Here is a 16791-nt window from a genome sequence, read left to right as displayed (position 1 = left end):
GTCCTGAAGGGGGCAGCGCATGACGCGAGTGATCGACCTGAGCGAGTTCGGCGACGGCTTCCGCACCGACCCGCACCCGGTGTACGCCCGGCTGCGCGAGCGCGGCCCGGTGCACCGGGTCCGGCTGCCGGCCGCCGACCAGTACCACGAGACCTGGCTGGTCGTGGGGTACGAGGAGGCGCGCGCGGCGCTCGCCGACCCCCGGCTGGCCAAGGACACCGGCAGGATCGGCTTCCGGTTCATGGACGAGGAACTGATCGGCAGATACCTGCTGGTCGCCGACCCGCCCCAGCACACCCGGCTGCGCGGGATCGTCACCCGCGCCTTCACCGCCCGGCGGGTGGCCGAACTGGAGCCGAGGATCCAGGAGATCACCGACCGGCTGCTCGACGAGATGCTCCCGCACGGCCGCGCCGACCTCATCGACGCCCTCGCCTACCCACTGCCGATCACCGTGATCAGCGAACTGCTCGGCGTCCCCGAGCTGGACCGCGAGCGGTTCCGGAAACTCTCCAACGAGGTCGTCGCGCCCAGCGATCCGGGCAGCGAGTACGACTCCTTCGTCGCCCTCGCCGAGTACCTGAAGGAGCTCATCGAGGACAAGCGGTGCGCGGGACCGAGCGGCGACCTGCTCAGCGACCTGATCCGCACCACCGCCGAGGACGGCGACCGCCTCTCCGTCGAGGAACTGCGCGGAATGGCCTACATCCTGCTGATCGCCGGCCACGAGACCACCGTCAACCTCATCGGCAACGGCGTCCTCGCCCTGCTCACCCACCCGGACCAACTCGCCGCTCTGCGCGCCGACATGAGCCTGCTGGAGGGCGCGGTCGAGGAGGTACTGCGCTGGGAGGGCCCGGTGGAGAACGCGACGTACCGGTACGCCGCCGAGCCCCTGGAGATCGCCGGCACCGCCGTGGAGCGGGGCGAGCCCGTGATGATCGGCCTCACCGCCGCCGACCGGGACGACGCCCGCTACCCCGAGCCCGACCGCTTCGACATCCGCCGCGACAACCGCGGCCACCTCGCCTTCGGCCACGGCATCCACTACTGCCTGGGCGCACCCCTGGCCCGCCTGGAGGGCCGCATCGCCCTGCGCACCCTGCTGGAGCGCGCCCCGCACCTGGCCCTGGACGGACCGCCGGGGGAGTGGCTGCCGGGCACCCTGATGAGAGGCGTGCGGCGACTCCCCGTCCGCTGGTAGCCCCCTCCCGTGTCCGCGGACAGTCCCGGTCCGCCCCCCCGTGCCGCCGGTCAGGCGAGGCGGTCCGGGATCTCCGTCAGCGCCACCGGTCTTCGCTCGTGCCGGGAGAGTTCGCAGGCCTCGGCGATCCGCAGCGCCTGGAGGGCCTCGCGGCCGTCGCACGGGTTGGCCAGGGCGCCGCGGACCACGTCGACGAAGGCGCACAGCTCGGCCTCGTAGGCGGGTCCGAACCGCTCCAGGAAGCCGGGCCAGGGCTTGTCCGCGGGCGGCGGCCCGCTCGGCTCGGTCGAGGCCACCGGCGTACGGTCGTCGAGGCCGACCACCACGGTGTCGCGCTCCCCGGAGAGCTCCATCCGCACGTCGTACCCGGCGCCGTTCAGCCGGGTCGCCGTCGCCGTGGCCAGCATGCCGTCGTCCAGGGTGAGCACCGCCGCGCCCGTGTCCACGTCCCCGGCCTCGCGGAACATCGCGGGCCCGGCGTCCGAGCCGGTCGCGTACACGTCGACGACCTCCCGTCCGGTCACCCAGCGCAGCACGTCGAAGTCGTGGATCAGGGTGTCCCGGAACAGCCCGCCGGACAGCGGCAGCCACTCAGGCGGGGGCGGCGACTGGTCGGAGGTGAGCGCCCGCACCGTGTGCAGCCGCCCGAGCCGGCCCGAGCGCACGGCCTCCCGGGCGCCCACGTATCCCTTGTCGAAGCGCCGCTGGAAGCCCATCTGCAGGACCGTGCCGGCCTTCTCCACCTCGGCCAGGGCGTGCAGGGTGCCCGGCAGGTCGAGGGCGATCGGCTTCTCGCAGAAGACCGGCAGTCCGGAGCGCGCGGCCCGGCCGATCAGGTCGGCGTGCGCGGAGGTCGCGGTGGTGATCACCACGGCGTCCACGCCCCACTTGAAGATCTCGTCCGTCCCCGGTGCCGCCGTCTCCCCGAGGCGGTGCGCCAGATCCTGGGCCCGCGCCGGGTCCACGTCCGTAAGGATCAGCGATCCGACCTCGCGATTGCGGCTGAGCGTGTTCGCGTGGATGGTGCCGATGCGGCCCGTACCGATGACCCCGATGCGCATGGGAACAAGGTGCTGGTGCACCCCGTGCGCTGTCAATCCGTATGTCCGGACAATCGAACTACACAACTTCCCGTCAACCCGTCACGGAGATACGCTCGGGCCCGTGCCGAAACCAGATGTGGACCCGACCGTCACGCTCGACCTCAGTGTGGACCGGAGCTCGCCGGTGCCGTTGTACTTCCAGCTCGCGCAGCAGCTGGAGGCGGCCATCGAGCACGGCTCGCTCACCCCCGGCAGCCTGCTGGGCAACGAGATCGAGCTGGCCGCACGGCTCGGCCTGTCCCGCCCGACCGTCCGGCAGGCCATCCAGTCCCTCGTCGACAAGGGCCTCCTGGTCCGTCGCCGGGGTGTCGGCACCCAGGTCGTGCACAGCCAGGTGAAACGCCCCCTGGAGCTCAGCAGCCTCTACGACGACCTGGAGTCGGCCGGCCAGCGTCCCGCGACGAAGGTGCTGGTCAACACGGTCGTCCCGGCCTCCGCCGAGGTCGCCGCCGCGCTCGGGGTGGCCGAGGGCGCCGAGGTGCACCGGGTCGAACGGCTGCGGCTGGCGCACGGCGAGCCGATGGCCTACCTGACCAACTACCTGCCGCCCGGACTGCTCGACCTGGACACCGCGCAGCTGGAGGCGACCGGCCTCTACCGCCTGATGCGGGCCGCCGGGATCACCCTGCACAGCGCCCGCCAGTCCATCGGCGCGCGCGGCGCCACCGCCGCCGAGGGCGAGCGGCTCGCCGAGCCGGAGGGGGCCCCGCTGCTCACCATGCAGCGCACCACGTACGACGACACCGGCCGCGCCGTCGAGTTCGGCGACCACATCTACCGGCCGACCCGCTATTCCTTCGAGTTCCAGCTCCTCGTACGGTCCTGAGCACCGCCCGGATTCCGACATTCCGTCAGTCGTAATGTCCGGACAAATTGACGGTGGAGCGCACCCACCCCTGTCAGGGGTGTACCCCGTGTTCGATACTGATGCTTTTGGGGCAGGCGAGGTCGCCGTCGGTGGTCACCCACGGTGAGCCCGCCCGCCCCTCTCGCACGTATGAGCACGGCAAGAAGGGCACGGCCTCGTGGCACGGTTTCGGACCTGGGTGGGCATCGCGGTGGCGGGGGCGCTGAGCGTCACCCTCGCCGGCTGCAGCAGTACCGGCGGCAAGCGGGCGGAGGACGCCCGCAACGCGGCGGCGGCCCAGGGCAGGGCGGCGGTGAACACCCCCCGCTGGACCTTCGCGATGATCACCCACTCGGGAGACGGCGACACCTTCTGGGACATCGTGCAGAGCGGCGCCGAGCAGGCCGCCCGCAAGGACAACATCCACTTCCTCTACTCGCACGACGACGAGGCCCAGCAGCAGGCGCAGCTCGTGGACGCGGCGGTCGACAAGAAGGTCGACGGCATCATCGTCACCCTCGCCAAGCCGGACGCCCTCAAGGCGGCCGTGGCCCGGGCCGAGAAGGCCGGCATCCCGGTGATCACGGTCAACTCCGGTTCCGCGGAGTCCAAGGCCTTCGGCGCCCTCGCGCACATCGGCCAGGACGAGACCGTCGCCGGCCAGGCGGTCGGCGACGAGCTGAACCGGCGGGGCAGGAAGAAGGCCCTGTGCGTCCTGCACGAGCAGGGCAACGTCGGCCACGAGCAGCGCTGCGCGGGTGTCGCCGAGAACTTCTCCGGCACGGTCGAGAACCTCTATGTCAACGGCACCAACATGCCCGACGTGCAGTCCTCGATCGAGGCCAAGCTCCAGGCCGACAAGTCCATCGACGCCGTCGTCACCCTCGGGGCGCCGTACGCCGACACCGCCGTCAAGGCGAGGACGGATGCCGGCAGCAAGGCCGAGGTCGACACCTTCGACCTCAACGCCGAGGTCGCCGCCGAACTGGAGAACGGCACCCTCGGCTTCGCCGTGGACCAGCAGCCGTACCTCCAGGGCTACCAGGCGGTCGACCTGCTGTGGCTCTACAAGTACAACGGCGACGTCCTCGGCGGCGGCCGGCCGGTGCTCACCGGTCCGCAGATCATCACCAAGGACCAGGCGGGCGCGCTCGCGAAGTACACCGAGCGGGGCACCCGATGAGCGCGACGCTGGACAAAACCCTTGAAGAAAGGATTCTGCGGACCTCGGTCCCGCGGAAACTCCTCTCCCGTCCGGAACTGGGCTCGGTCGTCGGCGCGGTCGCCGTCTTCCTCTTCTTCGCGCTGGCCGCCGACGGCTTCCTGCGCGCCTCCAGCATCAGCACGGTCCTCTACGCCTCCTCGACGATCGGCATCATGGCCGTCCCGGTGGCGCTGCTGATGATCGGCGGCGAGTTCGACCTCTCGGCGGGCGTCCTGGTGACCTCGTCCGCGCTGGTCTCCTCGATGTTCAGCTACCAGATGACGGCGAACACCTGGGTGGGCGTCGGCGTCTCCCTGCTGGTCACCCTCGCCGTCGGCGCCTTCAACGGCTACGTGCTCACCCGCACCAAGTTGCCCAGCTTCATCGTCACCCTGGGTACCTTCCTGATGCTGACCGGCGCCAACCTGGGCCTCACCAAGCTCATCGACGGCACGGTCTCCACCAAGACCGTCGCCGACATGGAGGGCTTCGCGTCCGCCCGCGCGGTCTTCGCCTCCACCGTCACGATCGGCGGGGTCGACTTCAAGATCACGATCCTGTGGTGGCTCGCCCTGGTCGCCCTGGCCTCCTGGATCCTGCTGCGCACCCGCACCGGCAACTGGATCTTCGCGGTCGGCGGCAACCAGGACGCGGCCCGCGCGGTCGGCGTCCCCGTCGCCAGGACCAAGATCGGCCTCTACATGGGCGTGGCGTTCGGCGCCTGGATCTCCGGCCAGCACCTGCTCTTCTCGTACGGCGCCGTCCAGTCCGGCGAGGGCGTGGGCAACGAGCTGATCTACATCATCGCGGCCGTCATCGGGGGCTGCCTGATCACCGGCGGCCACGGCAGCGCGGTCGGCTCGGCGGTCGGCGCCCTCCTCTTCGGCATGACCAGCAAGGGCATCGTCTTCGCCGAGTGGAACCCCGACTGGTTCAAGTTCTTCCTCGGAGCGATGCTGCTCCTCGCGACCCTGCTCAACACCTGGGTCCGCAACCGCGCGGAGGCCACCGCATGACCCTCGTCCGGCTGACCGACGTCAGCAAGCACTACGGCACCGTCCGCGCCCTGCAAGGCGTCTCCCTGGAGGTCCACGCGGGCGAGATCACCTGCGTCCTCGGCGACAACGGCGCCGGCAAGTCCACGCTCATCAAGATCGTCGCGGGCTTGCACGGCCACGACGGCGGCACCCTGCACATCGACGGCGAGGAGACCACCCTGGCCTCCCCGCGCGACGCCCTCGACCGCGGCATCGCCACCGTCCACCAGGACCTGGCCGTGGTCCCCCTCATGCCGGTCTGGCGCAACTTCTTCCTCGGCTCCGAGCCCCGCAAGGGCCTCCTCAAACGCCTCGACGTCGACTTCATGCGCCGCACCACCCACACCGAACTCCTCCGCATGGGCATCGACCTCCGCGACGTCGACCAGCCCATCGGCACCCTGTCGGGCGGCGAACGCCAGTGCGTGGCCATCGCGCGGGCCGTGTACTTCGGCGCCAAGGTCCTGATCCTCGACGAGCCCACGGCGGCCCTGGGCGTGAAGCAGTCAGGTGTGGTCCTGAAATACGTGGCGGCGGCACGCGACCAGGGCCTCGGTGTTGTGTTGATCACCCATAACCCGCATCACGCGTACCTGGTGGGGGACAGGTTCGTGCTGCTCAGGCGAGGCACGATGGCGGGCAGCTACGACCGTGACTCGGTCACCCTGGAGGAGCTGACCCGGCAGATGGCGGGCGGAAGCGACCTCGAGTCTCTACGCCACGAGCTGCAGCGAGGCTAGGGGCGCGGGGAACTGCGCGACCAGCCACGGACAACCCGTACCCGGCAACGGCGCGGTACCCACCTTTATGTCCCCCGAACGGCACTCCGCGCGAGCGTGCGGCAGAATCAAGCCCGATGAGCACCTACCGCGACCTCACCGCCCCCATCGGCTCCCGCCGTGCCCCGGTCCTGCGAACCGTCGGCACCCGGGAACGCCGCTCCCACCTGACAGCACCCCGTGTGCCAACGGTGGGCATCGACATCGGCGGCACCAAGGTCATGGCGGGCGTCGTGGACGCCGACGGCAACATCCTGGAGAAGCTCCGCACGGAGACCCCGGACAAGTCCAAGAGCCCGAAGGTCGTCGAGGACACGATCGTCGAGCTGGTCCTGGACCTGTCCGACCGGCACGACGTGCACGCGGTCGGCATCGGCGCGGCCGGCTGGGTCGACGCCGACCGCAACCGCGTCCTGTTCGCCCCGCACCTGTCCTGGCGGAACGAGCCGCTGCGCGACCGCCTCGCCGGCCGCCTCGCGGTCCCCGTCCTGGTCGACAACGACGCCAACGCCGCCGCCTGGGCCGAGTGGCGGTTCGGCGCCGGCCGCGGCGAGGACCACCTGGTCATGATCACGCTCGGCACCGGCATCGGCGGCGCGATCCTGGAGGACGGCCAGGTCAAGCGCGGCAAGTACGGTGTCGCCGGCGAGTTCGGCCATATGCAGGTCGTGCCCGGCGGCCACCGCTGCCCGTGCGGCAACCGCGGCTGCTGGGAGCAGTACAGCTCCGGCAACGCGCTGGTCCGCGAGGCCAAGGAGCTGGCGGCGGCCGACTCCCCGGTGGCCTACGGGATCATCGAGCACGTCAAGGGCAACATCGACGAGATCAGCGGCCCGATGATCACCGAGCTGGCCCGCGAGGGCGACGCGATGTGCATCGAGCTGCTCCAGGACATCGGCCAGTGGCTCGGCGTCGGCATCGCCAACCTCGCCGCCGCCCTCGACCCCTCCTGCTTCGTGATCGGCGGTGGTGTCAGCGCCGCCGACGACCTGCTGATCGGCCCCGCGCGGGACGCGTTCAAGCGCCAGCTCACCGGCCGCGGCTACCGTCCCGAGGCCCGGATCGCCCGAGCCCAGCTGGGCCCCGAGGCCGGCATGGTCGGCGCCGCCGACCTCGCCCGGCTCGTCGCCCGCCGGTTCCGCCGCGCCAACCGGCGCCGGGTGGAGCGGTACGAGCGCTACGAGCGGTACGCGGAGGCCCGCCGTACCCGGGACACCGCATGACCGCTTCGCTGCCCCGCCAGGCCGCGCCGCCCGACGAACCGCACCGCCGCCCGCCCGAGACCCCGGGCCACAAGGCCCGCCGCCGGACGCTCACGCTGCTGATCATCGTGCTGCTCATCGGCGTACCGGCCGGCTATCTGGTGATCTCCGCCAACCAGAGCCGCAACAGCGGCAAGGACAAGGAGTCCAAGTACTCGGCGACCGGCCTCACCGAGGGCTGGCCGTCGAAGGTGCAGCGACGCCTGTACCAGGTGCCGGTCCCGCACCCGGCCGACACGATCGCGTACTACGAGACGAACAACTGGAAGACCAGCCGTCTCTACGTCCAGTTCCGCACCAACAGCGCCGGCCTGGACAGCTTCCTGGAGGGCATGGGCGTCAACCGGGACGCCCTCAAGAAGGACGACATCAGCATCAGCGCCCGCGACCAGAAGATCACCGGCTGGAAGTTCACCGGACCCGGCGCCTGGTCGGGCCTGACGCACAAGCAGAAGAACCCGGCGCCCACCCAGGACGTGGTCGTGAACACGGCCGACCCCAACTACCCGATGATCTACGTGGTCTCGCGCACCGTCCCGTAGCACCCGGCGCTGGCCGTGGTCGTGGCCGTGAATGTGGCCGTGAATGTGGCCGCGGCCGGTCGCCGGGGCCGATTGTCAGACCCCGCCCGTACAGTCGGAGACGTCTGATCCGACAACCGGGCGGGAGGTGGCAGAACGTATGAGCGGCACGGTGACCGAGACCCCTGACGGCGTGCCCGTGCGCCTCGCCGCGATCTATCTGCCCGCCGACCTCCCACGCCACGGCCGGATGGCCTTCTGGGACCCGGAGGGCGACCCACTGCCCGCCGCCGCGACCGGTTCCGCGACCGAGGACCTGACGGTCGTACGACGGCACGGTGCCGGTGTCCGCCGCCGGCAGGTGCCCGCGCTGACCCTGCCGCTCGCCGAGGCCCTCCCGCTGCTCGTCCGGGCCCGCCGCGACCCGGCCGCCCACCCCGCCACCGCCTGCTGGGGAGCCGCCGCCCAGCACGCGCTGCGGCTCGCCGCCCGGGGCCGCCTGCTGCCCGGCCTGACCCCGGCCGGTCACGACGCCTGGCGGGCCGGCCCCCTGGAGCCCGCCGACATCGCCCACCTGCGCGCGGTCGCCGCCGCCCTGCCCGCCGAGGGCCACGCCGTCCCGCTGCCCGGCCCGGGCCCGCTGCTGCTGCCCCGGCCCGAGGCGCTGATCCGCTCCTTCCTGGACGCGGTCGCCGACACCCTGCCCCGCACCCCGGCCGCGCCCCACACCTCGGGCCGGCCCTTCGCCGCCCGCGAGGCACAGCGGCTGCCCGACGCCCGCGAGTGGGCCGCGGAGGTCGCCGCCGGCATGGACGCGGGCGTGCGCATCTCCCTGCGCCTGGACCTGTCGGCGTACGACCTGTTCGACGACGGCGAGGGCGCGCCCCGCGCGGGAGCGGCGATCGTCCAGGTGCACAGCCTCGCCGACCCCACCCTGGTGACCGACGCGGCGGCGCTGTGGGCGGGGCGCTCCGACGCCGCCTTCGGCCCCCGGGCGCGCGTGGACGCGGCACTGGCCGTCCGCCGGGCCGCGCGGGTCTGGCCACCGCTGGACCGGCTCGCGGAACAGGACGTGCCGGACGTGCTCGCGCTCTCCGAGGAGGAGCTGGGCGAGCTGCTCGGGGTGGCGGCGACCAGGCTCTCGGCGGCCGGGGTCGCCGTGCACTGGCCCCGCGACCTGGCACAGGACCTGACCGCCTCGGCCGTCATCCGTCCCGCCCCCGGGTCCGCGACCGACGGCACCGGCTTCTTCGAGGGCGAGGAACTGCTCCAGTTCCGCTGGCAGCTGGCGATCGGCGGCGACCCGCTCAGCGAGGCCGAGATGGACGCGCTCGCCGAGGCACACCGGCCGGTGGTCCGGCTGCGGGACAGCTGGGTACTGGTCGACCCGGCCCTGGTCCGCAAGGCCCGCAAACGCGAACTGGGCCTGCTCGACCCGGTCGACGCGCTCTCCGTGGCGCTCACCGGTGAGGCCGAGGTGGACGGCGAGACCGTCGAGGCGGTCCCCGTCGGCCTTCTCGCGGCCCTCCGCGACCGCCTCACCGCCGGCATCCACCCGGCCGAACCGCCCGCCGGACTGCACGCCACCCTGCGCGACTACCAGCTCCGGGGCCTGGCCTGGCTCGACCTCATGACCTCCCTCGGCCTCGGCGGCTGCCTCGCCGACGACATGGGCCTCGGCAAGACCATCACCGTCATCGCCCTGCACCTCAAGCGGGCCCGAACCGAACCGACCCTGGTGGTCTGCCCGGCCTCCCTGCTGGGCAACTGGCAGCGGGAGATCGCCCGGTTCGCGCCCGGCGTCCCGGTCCGCCGCTTCCACGGCCCCGACCGCACCCTGGACGGCCTCGACGGCGGCTTCGTCCTGACGACCTACGGCACCATGCGCGCCACGGCCGCCCGGCTCGCCGAACAGCCCTGGGGCATGGTCGTCGCCGACGAGGCGCAGCACGTCAAGAACCCCTACTCGGCGACCGCCAAAGCCCTGCGCACGATTCCGTCCCCCGCGCGCGTGGCCCTCACCGGCACGCCCGTGGAGAACAACCTCTCCGAGCTCTGGGCCCTGCTCGACTGGACCACCCCCGGCCTCCTCGGCCCGCTGAAGTCCTTCCGCGCCCGGCACGCGCGTGCCGTCGAGAACGGCGAGGACGCGGAGGCCGTGACCAGGCTCGCCCGCCTGGTCCGCCCCTTCCTCCTGCGCCGCAAGAAGTCCGACCCCGGGATCGTCCCCGAACTCCCGCCCAAGACCGAGACCGACCACCCGGTCCCGCTCACCCGCGAACAGGCCGCCCTGTACGAGGCGGTGGTACGCGAGTCGCTGCTCGCCATCGAGACCGCGCAGGGCATCGCGCGGCGCGGCCTGGTGCTCAAGCTCCTCGGCGCCCTGAAGCAGATCTGCGACCACCCCGCGCTGTACCTGAAGGAGGACGGCCGCCCTGACACCCTGGCCGCCCGCTCCGGCAAACTCACCCTGCTCGACGAGCTGCTGGACACCGTCCTCGCCGAGGACGGCTCGGTACTGGTCTTCACCCAGTACGTCGGCATGGCCCGCATGATCACCGCGCACCTCCAGGCCCGCGCGGTCCCGGTCGACCTGCTGCACGGCGGCACACCGGTCCCGGAGCGGGAGCGCATGGTCGACCGCTTCCAGGCCGGCGCGACCCCGGTCCTCGTCCTCTCCCTGAAGGCCGCGGGCACCGGACTCAACCTCACCCGCGCGGGCCATGTCGTCCACTTCGACCGCTGGTGGAACCCGGCCGTGGAGGAACAGGCCACCGACCGCGCGTACCGCATCGGCCAGACCCAGCCGGTCCAGGTCCACCGCCTGGTCACCGAGGGCACCGTCGAGGACCGCATCGCCGAGATGCTGGAGTCCAAGCGGGCCCTCGCCGACGCGATCCTCGGCTCCGGCGAGGCCGCCCTGACCGAACTGACCGACCGCGAGCTGTCCGACCTGGTCTCGCTGCGGAGGACGGCATGAGCGAGGGCGGCGAACAGCGGCCGGGCGACGCGGCACGACGGGCACTGCGCGCGGCGCGGGAGCGCGGGGCGGAGACCGGGGGCGCCGGGACGACCACCGGCGAGAGCACGGGGCCGGCGTCGGCAGAGTCGGCCGAGGGTACGGCGGACCGCCCGGAGCAGGCGCACGGCGCGGCCGGATCCGGAGAACAGGCGTCCGGTGCCGGCTCGCGGGGGAGCGGAGCCATGTCCCCGGGACCGGCACCGAGGCCGGGAGACGCCGCGCGTCTGGCGTTGCGGACGGCTGCCGCCGCGAAGGACGTGGAGAGAGCGGAGAGGGAGGAGGACGGGGCCACCGGCTCCGACGGCTCCGGCTCCGCGCCGCACGAGACCGACGCCGAGGAGAGCGCCCCGGACACCATGCCCGGTACCGCTCCCGGTGCCGCCCGGACCGAGTCCGCCTCCAACGGCCCCGGCCCCGGCCCCGGCACCCGGCCCGGTGGGCGTCCGGGTGACATCGCCCGGCAGGCGTTGCGTGCCGCCCGCGAGGAGCGGCGGCGGGCCGAAGAGGCCGCGGCGGAGGCGTCCGCGGCGCCACCGGCCCGCGTGGCGCGCCCGCTGCCGTCGCCGCATCCGCCTGCCGCGACCCGTCACAGCACCGCGCGTGACCTGAAGCAGTTCCTGGCCACCGCATTCCGGATGCCCCCGGCCGAGGACGAGCCGGCGGCCGCCGCAGAGGCCGACCTTCCGCCCACGACCGGATCACCCACCGGCGGCATGGCGTCTACGGGTACTCCCGTTTCCTCACTGCTCTCCGGCGACCCGGCGGCGACGAGTATCCCTGTCTCCCCACCGCCCACCACCTCCCGCCCCTCGGACACCAAGACTCCGACCACCTCCGCGCCCTACGCCACCCCCGCCTCCCCACCGCCCCCCACCACCCGCCCCCCGGAGACCGACACCCCGAACACCCCCGCTCCCCACACCAACCCCGCCGCTCCCCACACCACTCCCGCCGCCCCTCACCTCCCCCGCACCATGGCCACCCCCCACCGCGACACCGAACTCCGCCGTACCTTCCCCTCCCTCCCGTCGCGCGCTGAGGCCGCCGCCTCCGGTGCCGACTTCGCCGATACCTGGTGGGGCAACGCCTGGGTCAGGGCGCTCGAAGAGGGCGCGTTGGACGTCAAGCGGCTCGCGCGGGGCCGGAGTTACGCGGAGCAAGGGCATGTGGACGCGATCACGGTGACGCCGGGGCTGGTGCTGGCGTATGTGCAGGGGAGCCGGCCCCGGCCGTACCGTGTGCAGCTACGCCTGCGTGCTTTCGGCGAGGACGAGTGGGAGCGGTTCCTGGAGGCCGCCGCCGACCGCCCCGGAGACATCGCGGCGCTGCTGGACAAGGAGCTGCCGCAGGCTCTGGCCGACACGGGGGTCCCGCTGCTCCCGGGCCCCGGCGAACTCGAACCCCGGTGCAGCTGCCCGGACTTCGGGCACCCCTGCAAGCACGCGGCCGCCCTCTGCTACCAGACCGCGCGGCTGCTGGACGCCGACCCGTTCGTGCTGCTTCTGCTGCGCGGCCGAGGGGAGCGCGAGGTGCTCGACGCGCTGTCCCGCCGCAACGCGGCCCGCGCCGCCCGGGAGCGGCAGCCGATGTCCCTGCCCGGCGTCCGCGCCACCGAGGCTCTCCTGCCCCGCCGGCTTCCGCCGCTGCCGCCCCCGTTGCCGGTTCCGCCGCACCCCGAGCAGCCCCCGGTCTATCCGGGGGTGCCCGGCGGCCCCGACCCCTTCGCGCTGGACCAGCTCGCCACCGACGCCGCCGCCCGCGCCCACGCGCTGCTCGCCACCGGGCGCGACCCGGTCGGCGAACTGACGCTCTGGCAGGACGCGGTACGGCTCGCCGCCGCCCGCCCCGGTTCCGGCCTGACCGCGTCCACCCGCGCCCTGTACGCGTCCCTCGCGGACGCCGTCGGCCGCACCCCGGGCGACCTGGCGCGCGCGGTCGCCGCCTGGCGCCAGGGCGGCCTGGAGGGGCTGGCCGTCCTGGAGGAGCCCTGGGATCCGCCGGCCGGCCGCTTCGACCGGGCCCGGCCGCTGCTGCTCGCCGCCGACCTGCCGGTGTTCCGCCCCTGGCACAACCACCTCACCCACCCCGCCGGCCACCTCCAGCTCCGCCTGGGCCGGGACGGCCTCTGGTACGCCTACGAGTCGGAACCGGGCCACGACGACTGGTGGCCCAGAGGCACCCCGGACCTGGACCCGGTGGGCGCGCTCACCGGCCTCGGCGCGTCGGACGACCTGTAGGAGCAGGACTGATCAAGGGTCCGCCGGCGCACACATGGAATGTGGCCGGTTCTCTGCTCCTCTCCTTCATCGGAATCATCGGAACCCTGATCGGCAGCGGTCTGACGGGTTTCCTCACCCTGCGGTCCGAGCGCGCCAAACAACAGGCCCTGGAACAACAGGAGGAACGCCAGTCACGGCAGCGCGAGCGGCTCCAGGAACTCGATCTCCGCCTGGAGCACCACCGCTGGCGTCGGGAGCACCGGAAGGCGATCTACGAGGAGTTCGCCGAGAAGTCGCAGACGGCCCGGATCGCGGCTCTCGACTATCACCGCTGCTGTCTGCCCGGTGCTCCGGAGGCCGCGCAGCGGGAGGAGATCCGGATGCGCGGCAGAATGGCGTACCGGGATGCCCTGAAGACGTCCTATGCGGTCGAGTTGCAGGGACCCGACGAGGTGGCCGAGCGGGTGGGCGACTGCATGACCAGCCTCCGGGACCTGCTGACCTGTGCCGAGGAGCACGAGGCGAGAGCCGTGGCCGGGCCACTGTCCCAGGACGACGCCGCGGACATGCACCGGCAGATCACGGTGTGCTTCGACGACGCCCAGCGCGTGCTGAGGCTCTTCACTCGCGCCGGACGCGATGCCCTGGACCGGCCCACGCCGCCCGGCGGCTGATCGAGGCCGAGGATCTTCGCAAGGCTCCCACAACCTGGTACGGCTTGCACGGGGTTGCGACCCGGGCACGTGGGACGGGGGGAGATGTGAGAGCGTGCAGGGCGTGAGTGAGACACCGACGAACACCCTGCAATACCGCTTTGACGGGCCGGAAGACGCACCTGTCCTGATCCTCGGTCCCTCACTGGGCACGACATGGCACATGTGGGACCGGCAGATCCCGGAGCTGATCCAGCAGTGGCGGGTGTTCCGCTACGACCTGCCCGGGCACGGCGGCGCCCCGGCGTACCCGGCCGGTTCCGTCGCCGAGCTGACCGCGCGGCTGCTGGCCACGCTGGACTCGGTGGGCGTACAGCGCTTCGGCTACGCGGGCTGTGCGCTCGGCGGTGCCGTCGGCATCGAGCTGGCCCTGCGGCACCCGGAGCGGATCGCCTCGCTCGCGCTGGTCGCCGCCTCGCCCCGGTTCGGGACGGCGGACGAGTTCCGCCAGCGCGGGGTGATCGTGCGCACCAACGGCCTCGACCCGATCGCCCGGACCTCCCCCGACCGCTGGTTCACCGGCGGGTTCGCCGCCGCCCAGCCCGCGATCACGGAGTGGGCCGTCCAGATGGTCCGCACGACCGACCCCGGCTGCTACATCGCCGCCTGCGAGGCGCTGGCCGGCTTCGACGTACGGCACGAGGTCGCCCGGGTCGGGGTGCCCACGCTCGTGCTGGTCGGCTCGGACGACCAGGTCACCGGGCCCGCCGAGGCCCGCACCCTGGTCGCCGCGATCCCGGACGCCCGGCTCGCGGTGGTGCCCGGCGCCTCCCACCTGGTCCCGGTCGAGCAGCCCGCCGCCGTCACCGACCTGCTGGTCCGGCACTTCTCCACCGCCTGGCAGCCCGCCTACGACTCCACCACCGGCCAGATGGCCATCCCGGCCGCCCCGGTGAAGCCGGTGCTGCCCGCCGCGCCGCTGGTCGTGCCGCAGGTCGCTCCCCAGGTCACGCCGATCGCCGCGATCGCCCCGGCCGTCGTACCGCCGCAGCCGTTCGGGCGGCCGGACCCGTACGACGCGGGGCTGAAGGTCCGCCGGGAGGTGCTCGGGGACGCGCACGTGGACCGGGCGCTGGCGCAGGCCGACGAGTTCTCCGGGGACTTCCAGGAGTTCATCACCCGCTACGCCTGGGGCGAGATCTGGGACCGGCCCGGCCTCGACCGGCGCTCGCGCAGCTGTGTCACGCTGACCGCGCTGGTCGCGGGCGGCCACCTGGAGGAGCTGGGCTTCCACGTCCGGGCGGCCCTGCGCAACGGCCTGACCCCGGACGAGATCAAGGAAGTACTGCTGCAGGCGGCGGTGTACTGCGGGGTGCCGGCGGCGAACAGCGCCTTCCGGGTCGCCCAGCAGATCATCCGCGAGGAGACCACCCCCGAGGACTGAGGGACGGCATGGGGGCAGGATGGTGACCATGAAGCTCACCAAGAAGTCCCACTCGTGCGTGCGCCTGGAGAAGGACGGGCGCACGCTGGTGATCGACCCCGGCGGGTTCAGCGAGCAGGACGCGGCGGTCGGCGCCGACGCGATCCTGGTCACGCACGAGCACGCCGACCACTTCGACGAGGGCCGGCTGCGGGCCGCGATGGACGCCGACCCGGCCACCGAGATCTGGACCCTGAAGTCCGTCGCGGACCAGCTCGCGGCGGCCTTCCCGGGCCGGGTGCACACCGTCGGCCACGGCGACGCCTTCACCGCGGCCGGCTTCGACGTCCAGGTGCACGGCGAACTCCACGCGGTGATCCACCCCGACATCCCGCGCATCACCAACGTCGGCTACCTCGTCGACGGCGGCAAGGTGTTCCACCCCGGCGACGCGCTCACCGTCCCCGACCACCCGGTCGAGACGCTGATGCTCCCCGTGATGGCCCCCTGGAACAAGATCTCCGAGGTCATCGACTACGTCCGCGAGGTGAAGCCGCAGCGCGCCTACGACATCCACGACGCGCTGCTCACCGATCTGGCCCGGCCGATCTACGACCGCCAGATCGGCGCCCTGGGCGGCGCGGAGCACCTGCGGCTGGCCGCGGGAGGCTCGGCGGACGTCTGAGGCGCGTTGTCAGAGGGGCCCGGTAGGTTGTGGGACATGCGCATCGCGACCTGGAACGTGAACTCGATCACCGCCCGCCTGCCGAGGCTCCTCGCCTGGCTGGAGAGCAGCGGCACCGACGTGCTCTGCCTCCAGGAGGCCAAGCTCGCCGAGGCGCAGTTCCCGTTCGAGCCGCTGCGCGAGCTGGGCTACGAGGCGGCGGTGAACGCCACCGGCCGGTGGAACGGCGTGGCGGTGCTCTCCAGGGTCGGCCTGGAGGACGTCGTCAAGGGCCTGCCCGGCGACCCGGGCTACGACGGGGCCGAGGAGCCCCGCGCGATCTCGGCGACCTGCGGCCCGGTCCGCGTCTGGTCCGTGTACGTACCGAACGGCCGCGAGGTGGACCACCCGCACTACGCCTACAAGCTCCAGTGGTTCGAGGCGCTGAAGGCCGCCGTCGCCGGCGACGCGGGCGGCAGCCGCCCCTTCGCGGTCCTCGGTGACTACAACGTGGCGCCGACGGACGACGACGTCTTCGACACCGCCGCCTTCGAGGGCCTCACCCATGTCACCCCGGCCGAGCGCGCCGCCCTCACCGCCCTGCGCGAGACCGGCCTGTCCGACGTCGTGCCGCGCCCGCTCAAGTACGACCGCCCGTACACCTACTGGGACTACCGCCAGTTGGCCTTCCCGAAGAACCGCGGCATGCGTATCGACCTGGTGTACGGCAACGAAGCATTCGGCAAAGCCGTGCAGGACGCCTATGTCGACCGCGAGGAGCGCAAGGGGAAAGGCGCTTCCGATCATGCCCCGGTGGTGGTGGACCTGGAGGTGTGAGTGTCAACCTGGGACC

At 72.8% G+C, this 16791-nt stretch carries 14 protein-coding genes; 13 read left to right on the top strand and 1 reads right to left on the bottom strand.

What is annotated here, in order from left to right; all coding sequences use genetic code 11:
• Nucleotides 1-19: 19 nt before the first annotated feature.
• Entirely contained in the window at nucleotides 20-1204 is a 1185-nt protein-coding gene (locus tag ACIPSJ_RS48975) for a cytochrome P450 (RefSeq protein WP_401356322.1), read from the top strand.
• Between the two features lie 50 nt (nucleotides 1205-1254).
• Here the strand turns inward: ACIPSJ_RS48975 and ACIPSJ_RS48970 are convergent, their stop codons facing one another.
• A complete protein-coding gene (locus ACIPSJ_RS48970; protein ID WP_359225238.1) occupies nucleotides 1255-2265 on the bottom strand; it encodes a Gfo/Idh/MocA family oxidoreductase in 1011 nt (336 codons plus the stop codon).
• A gap of 118 nt (nucleotides 2266-2383) precedes the next feature.
• Between ACIPSJ_RS48970 and ACIPSJ_RS48965 the strand changes: the two genes are divergently transcribed.
• The 12 genes from ACIPSJ_RS48965 to ACIPSJ_RS48910 all read left to right on the top strand — a co-directional run bounded on the left by ACIPSJ_RS48965 (nucleotide 2384) and on the right by ACIPSJ_RS48910 (nucleotide 16775).
• Nucleotides 2384-3133, top strand: coding sequence for a GntR family transcriptional regulator (locus tag ACIPSJ_RS48965; protein ID WP_359225347.1), 750 nt, complete (start codon nucleotides 2384-2386; stop codon nucleotides 3131-3133).
• Between the two features lie 199 nt (nucleotides 3134-3332).
• A complete protein-coding gene (locus tag ACIPSJ_RS48960) occupies nucleotides 3333-4337 on the top strand; it encodes a sugar ABC transporter substrate-binding protein (protein ID WP_401356320.1) in 1005 nt (334 codons plus the stop codon).
• Nucleotides 4334-5374 (top strand): ABC transporter permease, encoded by a 1041-nt coding sequence (locus ACIPSJ_RS48955; RefSeq protein WP_401356318.1) that lies wholly within the window; start codon nucleotides 4334-4336, stop codon nucleotides 5372-5374. The genes ACIPSJ_RS48960 and ACIPSJ_RS48955 overlap by 4 nt, the downstream gene beginning before the upstream one ends.
• Complete coding sequence (locus ACIPSJ_RS48950; protein ID WP_401356316.1) at nucleotides 5371-6135, top strand: ATP-binding cassette domain-containing protein; 765 nt, start codon at nucleotides 5371-5373, stop codon at nucleotides 6133-6135. Before ACIPSJ_RS48955 ends, ACIPSJ_RS48950 begins: the two co-directional genes overlap by 4 nt.
• A 116-nt stretch (nucleotides 6136-6251) precedes the next feature.
• Entirely contained in the window at nucleotides 6252-7397 is a 1146-nt protein-coding gene (locus ACIPSJ_RS48945; protein WP_359225227.1) for an ROK family glucokinase, read from the top strand.
• Complete coding sequence (locus ACIPSJ_RS48940; RefSeq protein ID WP_365684718.1) at nucleotides 7394-7978, top strand: sugar kinase; 585 nt, start codon at nucleotides 7394-7396, stop codon at nucleotides 7976-7978. Before ACIPSJ_RS48945 ends, ACIPSJ_RS48940 begins: the two co-directional genes overlap by 4 nt.
• Nucleotides 7979-8117: 139 nt before the next feature.
• Nucleotides 8118-10937: an SNF2-related protein gene (locus tag ACIPSJ_RS48935; protein WP_401356312.1), complete on the top strand. Its 2820-nt coding sequence runs from the start codon at nucleotides 8118-8120 to the stop codon at nucleotides 10935-10937.
• The gene (locus tag ACIPSJ_RS48930; RefSeq protein WP_401356309.1) at nucleotides 10934-13216 is read left to right on the top strand and encodes an SWIM zinc finger family protein; all 2283 of its coding nucleotides are present in this window, start codon (nucleotides 10934-10936) and stop codon (nucleotides 13214-13216) included. Before ACIPSJ_RS48935 ends, ACIPSJ_RS48930 begins: the two co-directional genes overlap by 4 nt.
• A gap of 41 nt (nucleotides 13217-13257) precedes the next feature.
• Nucleotides 13258-13872: a hypothetical protein gene (locus ACIPSJ_RS48925; RefSeq protein ID WP_401356307.1), complete on the top strand. Its 615-nt coding sequence runs from the start codon at nucleotides 13258-13260 to the stop codon at nucleotides 13870-13872.
• 103 nt (nucleotides 13873-13975) lie between these two features.
• Nucleotides 13976-15295 (top strand): 4-carboxymuconolactone decarboxylase, encoded by a 1320-nt coding sequence (pcaC, locus tag ACIPSJ_RS48920; protein ID WP_359225863.1) that lies wholly within the window; start codon nucleotides 13976-13978, stop codon nucleotides 15293-15295.
• 28 nt (nucleotides 15296-15323) lie between these two features.
• Nucleotides 15324-15959, top strand: coding sequence for an MBL fold metallo-hydrolase (locus ACIPSJ_RS48915; protein ID WP_401356304.1), 636 nt, complete (start codon nucleotides 15324-15326; stop codon nucleotides 15957-15959).
• Between the two features lie 36 nt (nucleotides 15960-15995).
• Entirely contained in the window at nucleotides 15996-16775 is a 780-nt protein-coding gene (locus ACIPSJ_RS48910) for an exodeoxyribonuclease III (RefSeq protein WP_401356301.1), read from the top strand.
• Nucleotides 16776-16791: the final 16 nt, after the last annotated feature.

Origin of the sequence: Streptomyces sp. NPDC090088 (assembly GCF_044747345.1) — a bacterium.
Lineage (GTDB): Bacteria > Actinomycetota > Actinomycetes > Streptomycetales > Streptomycetaceae > Streptomyces.
This window is presented reverse-complemented; position numbering and strand designations above follow the sequence as displayed.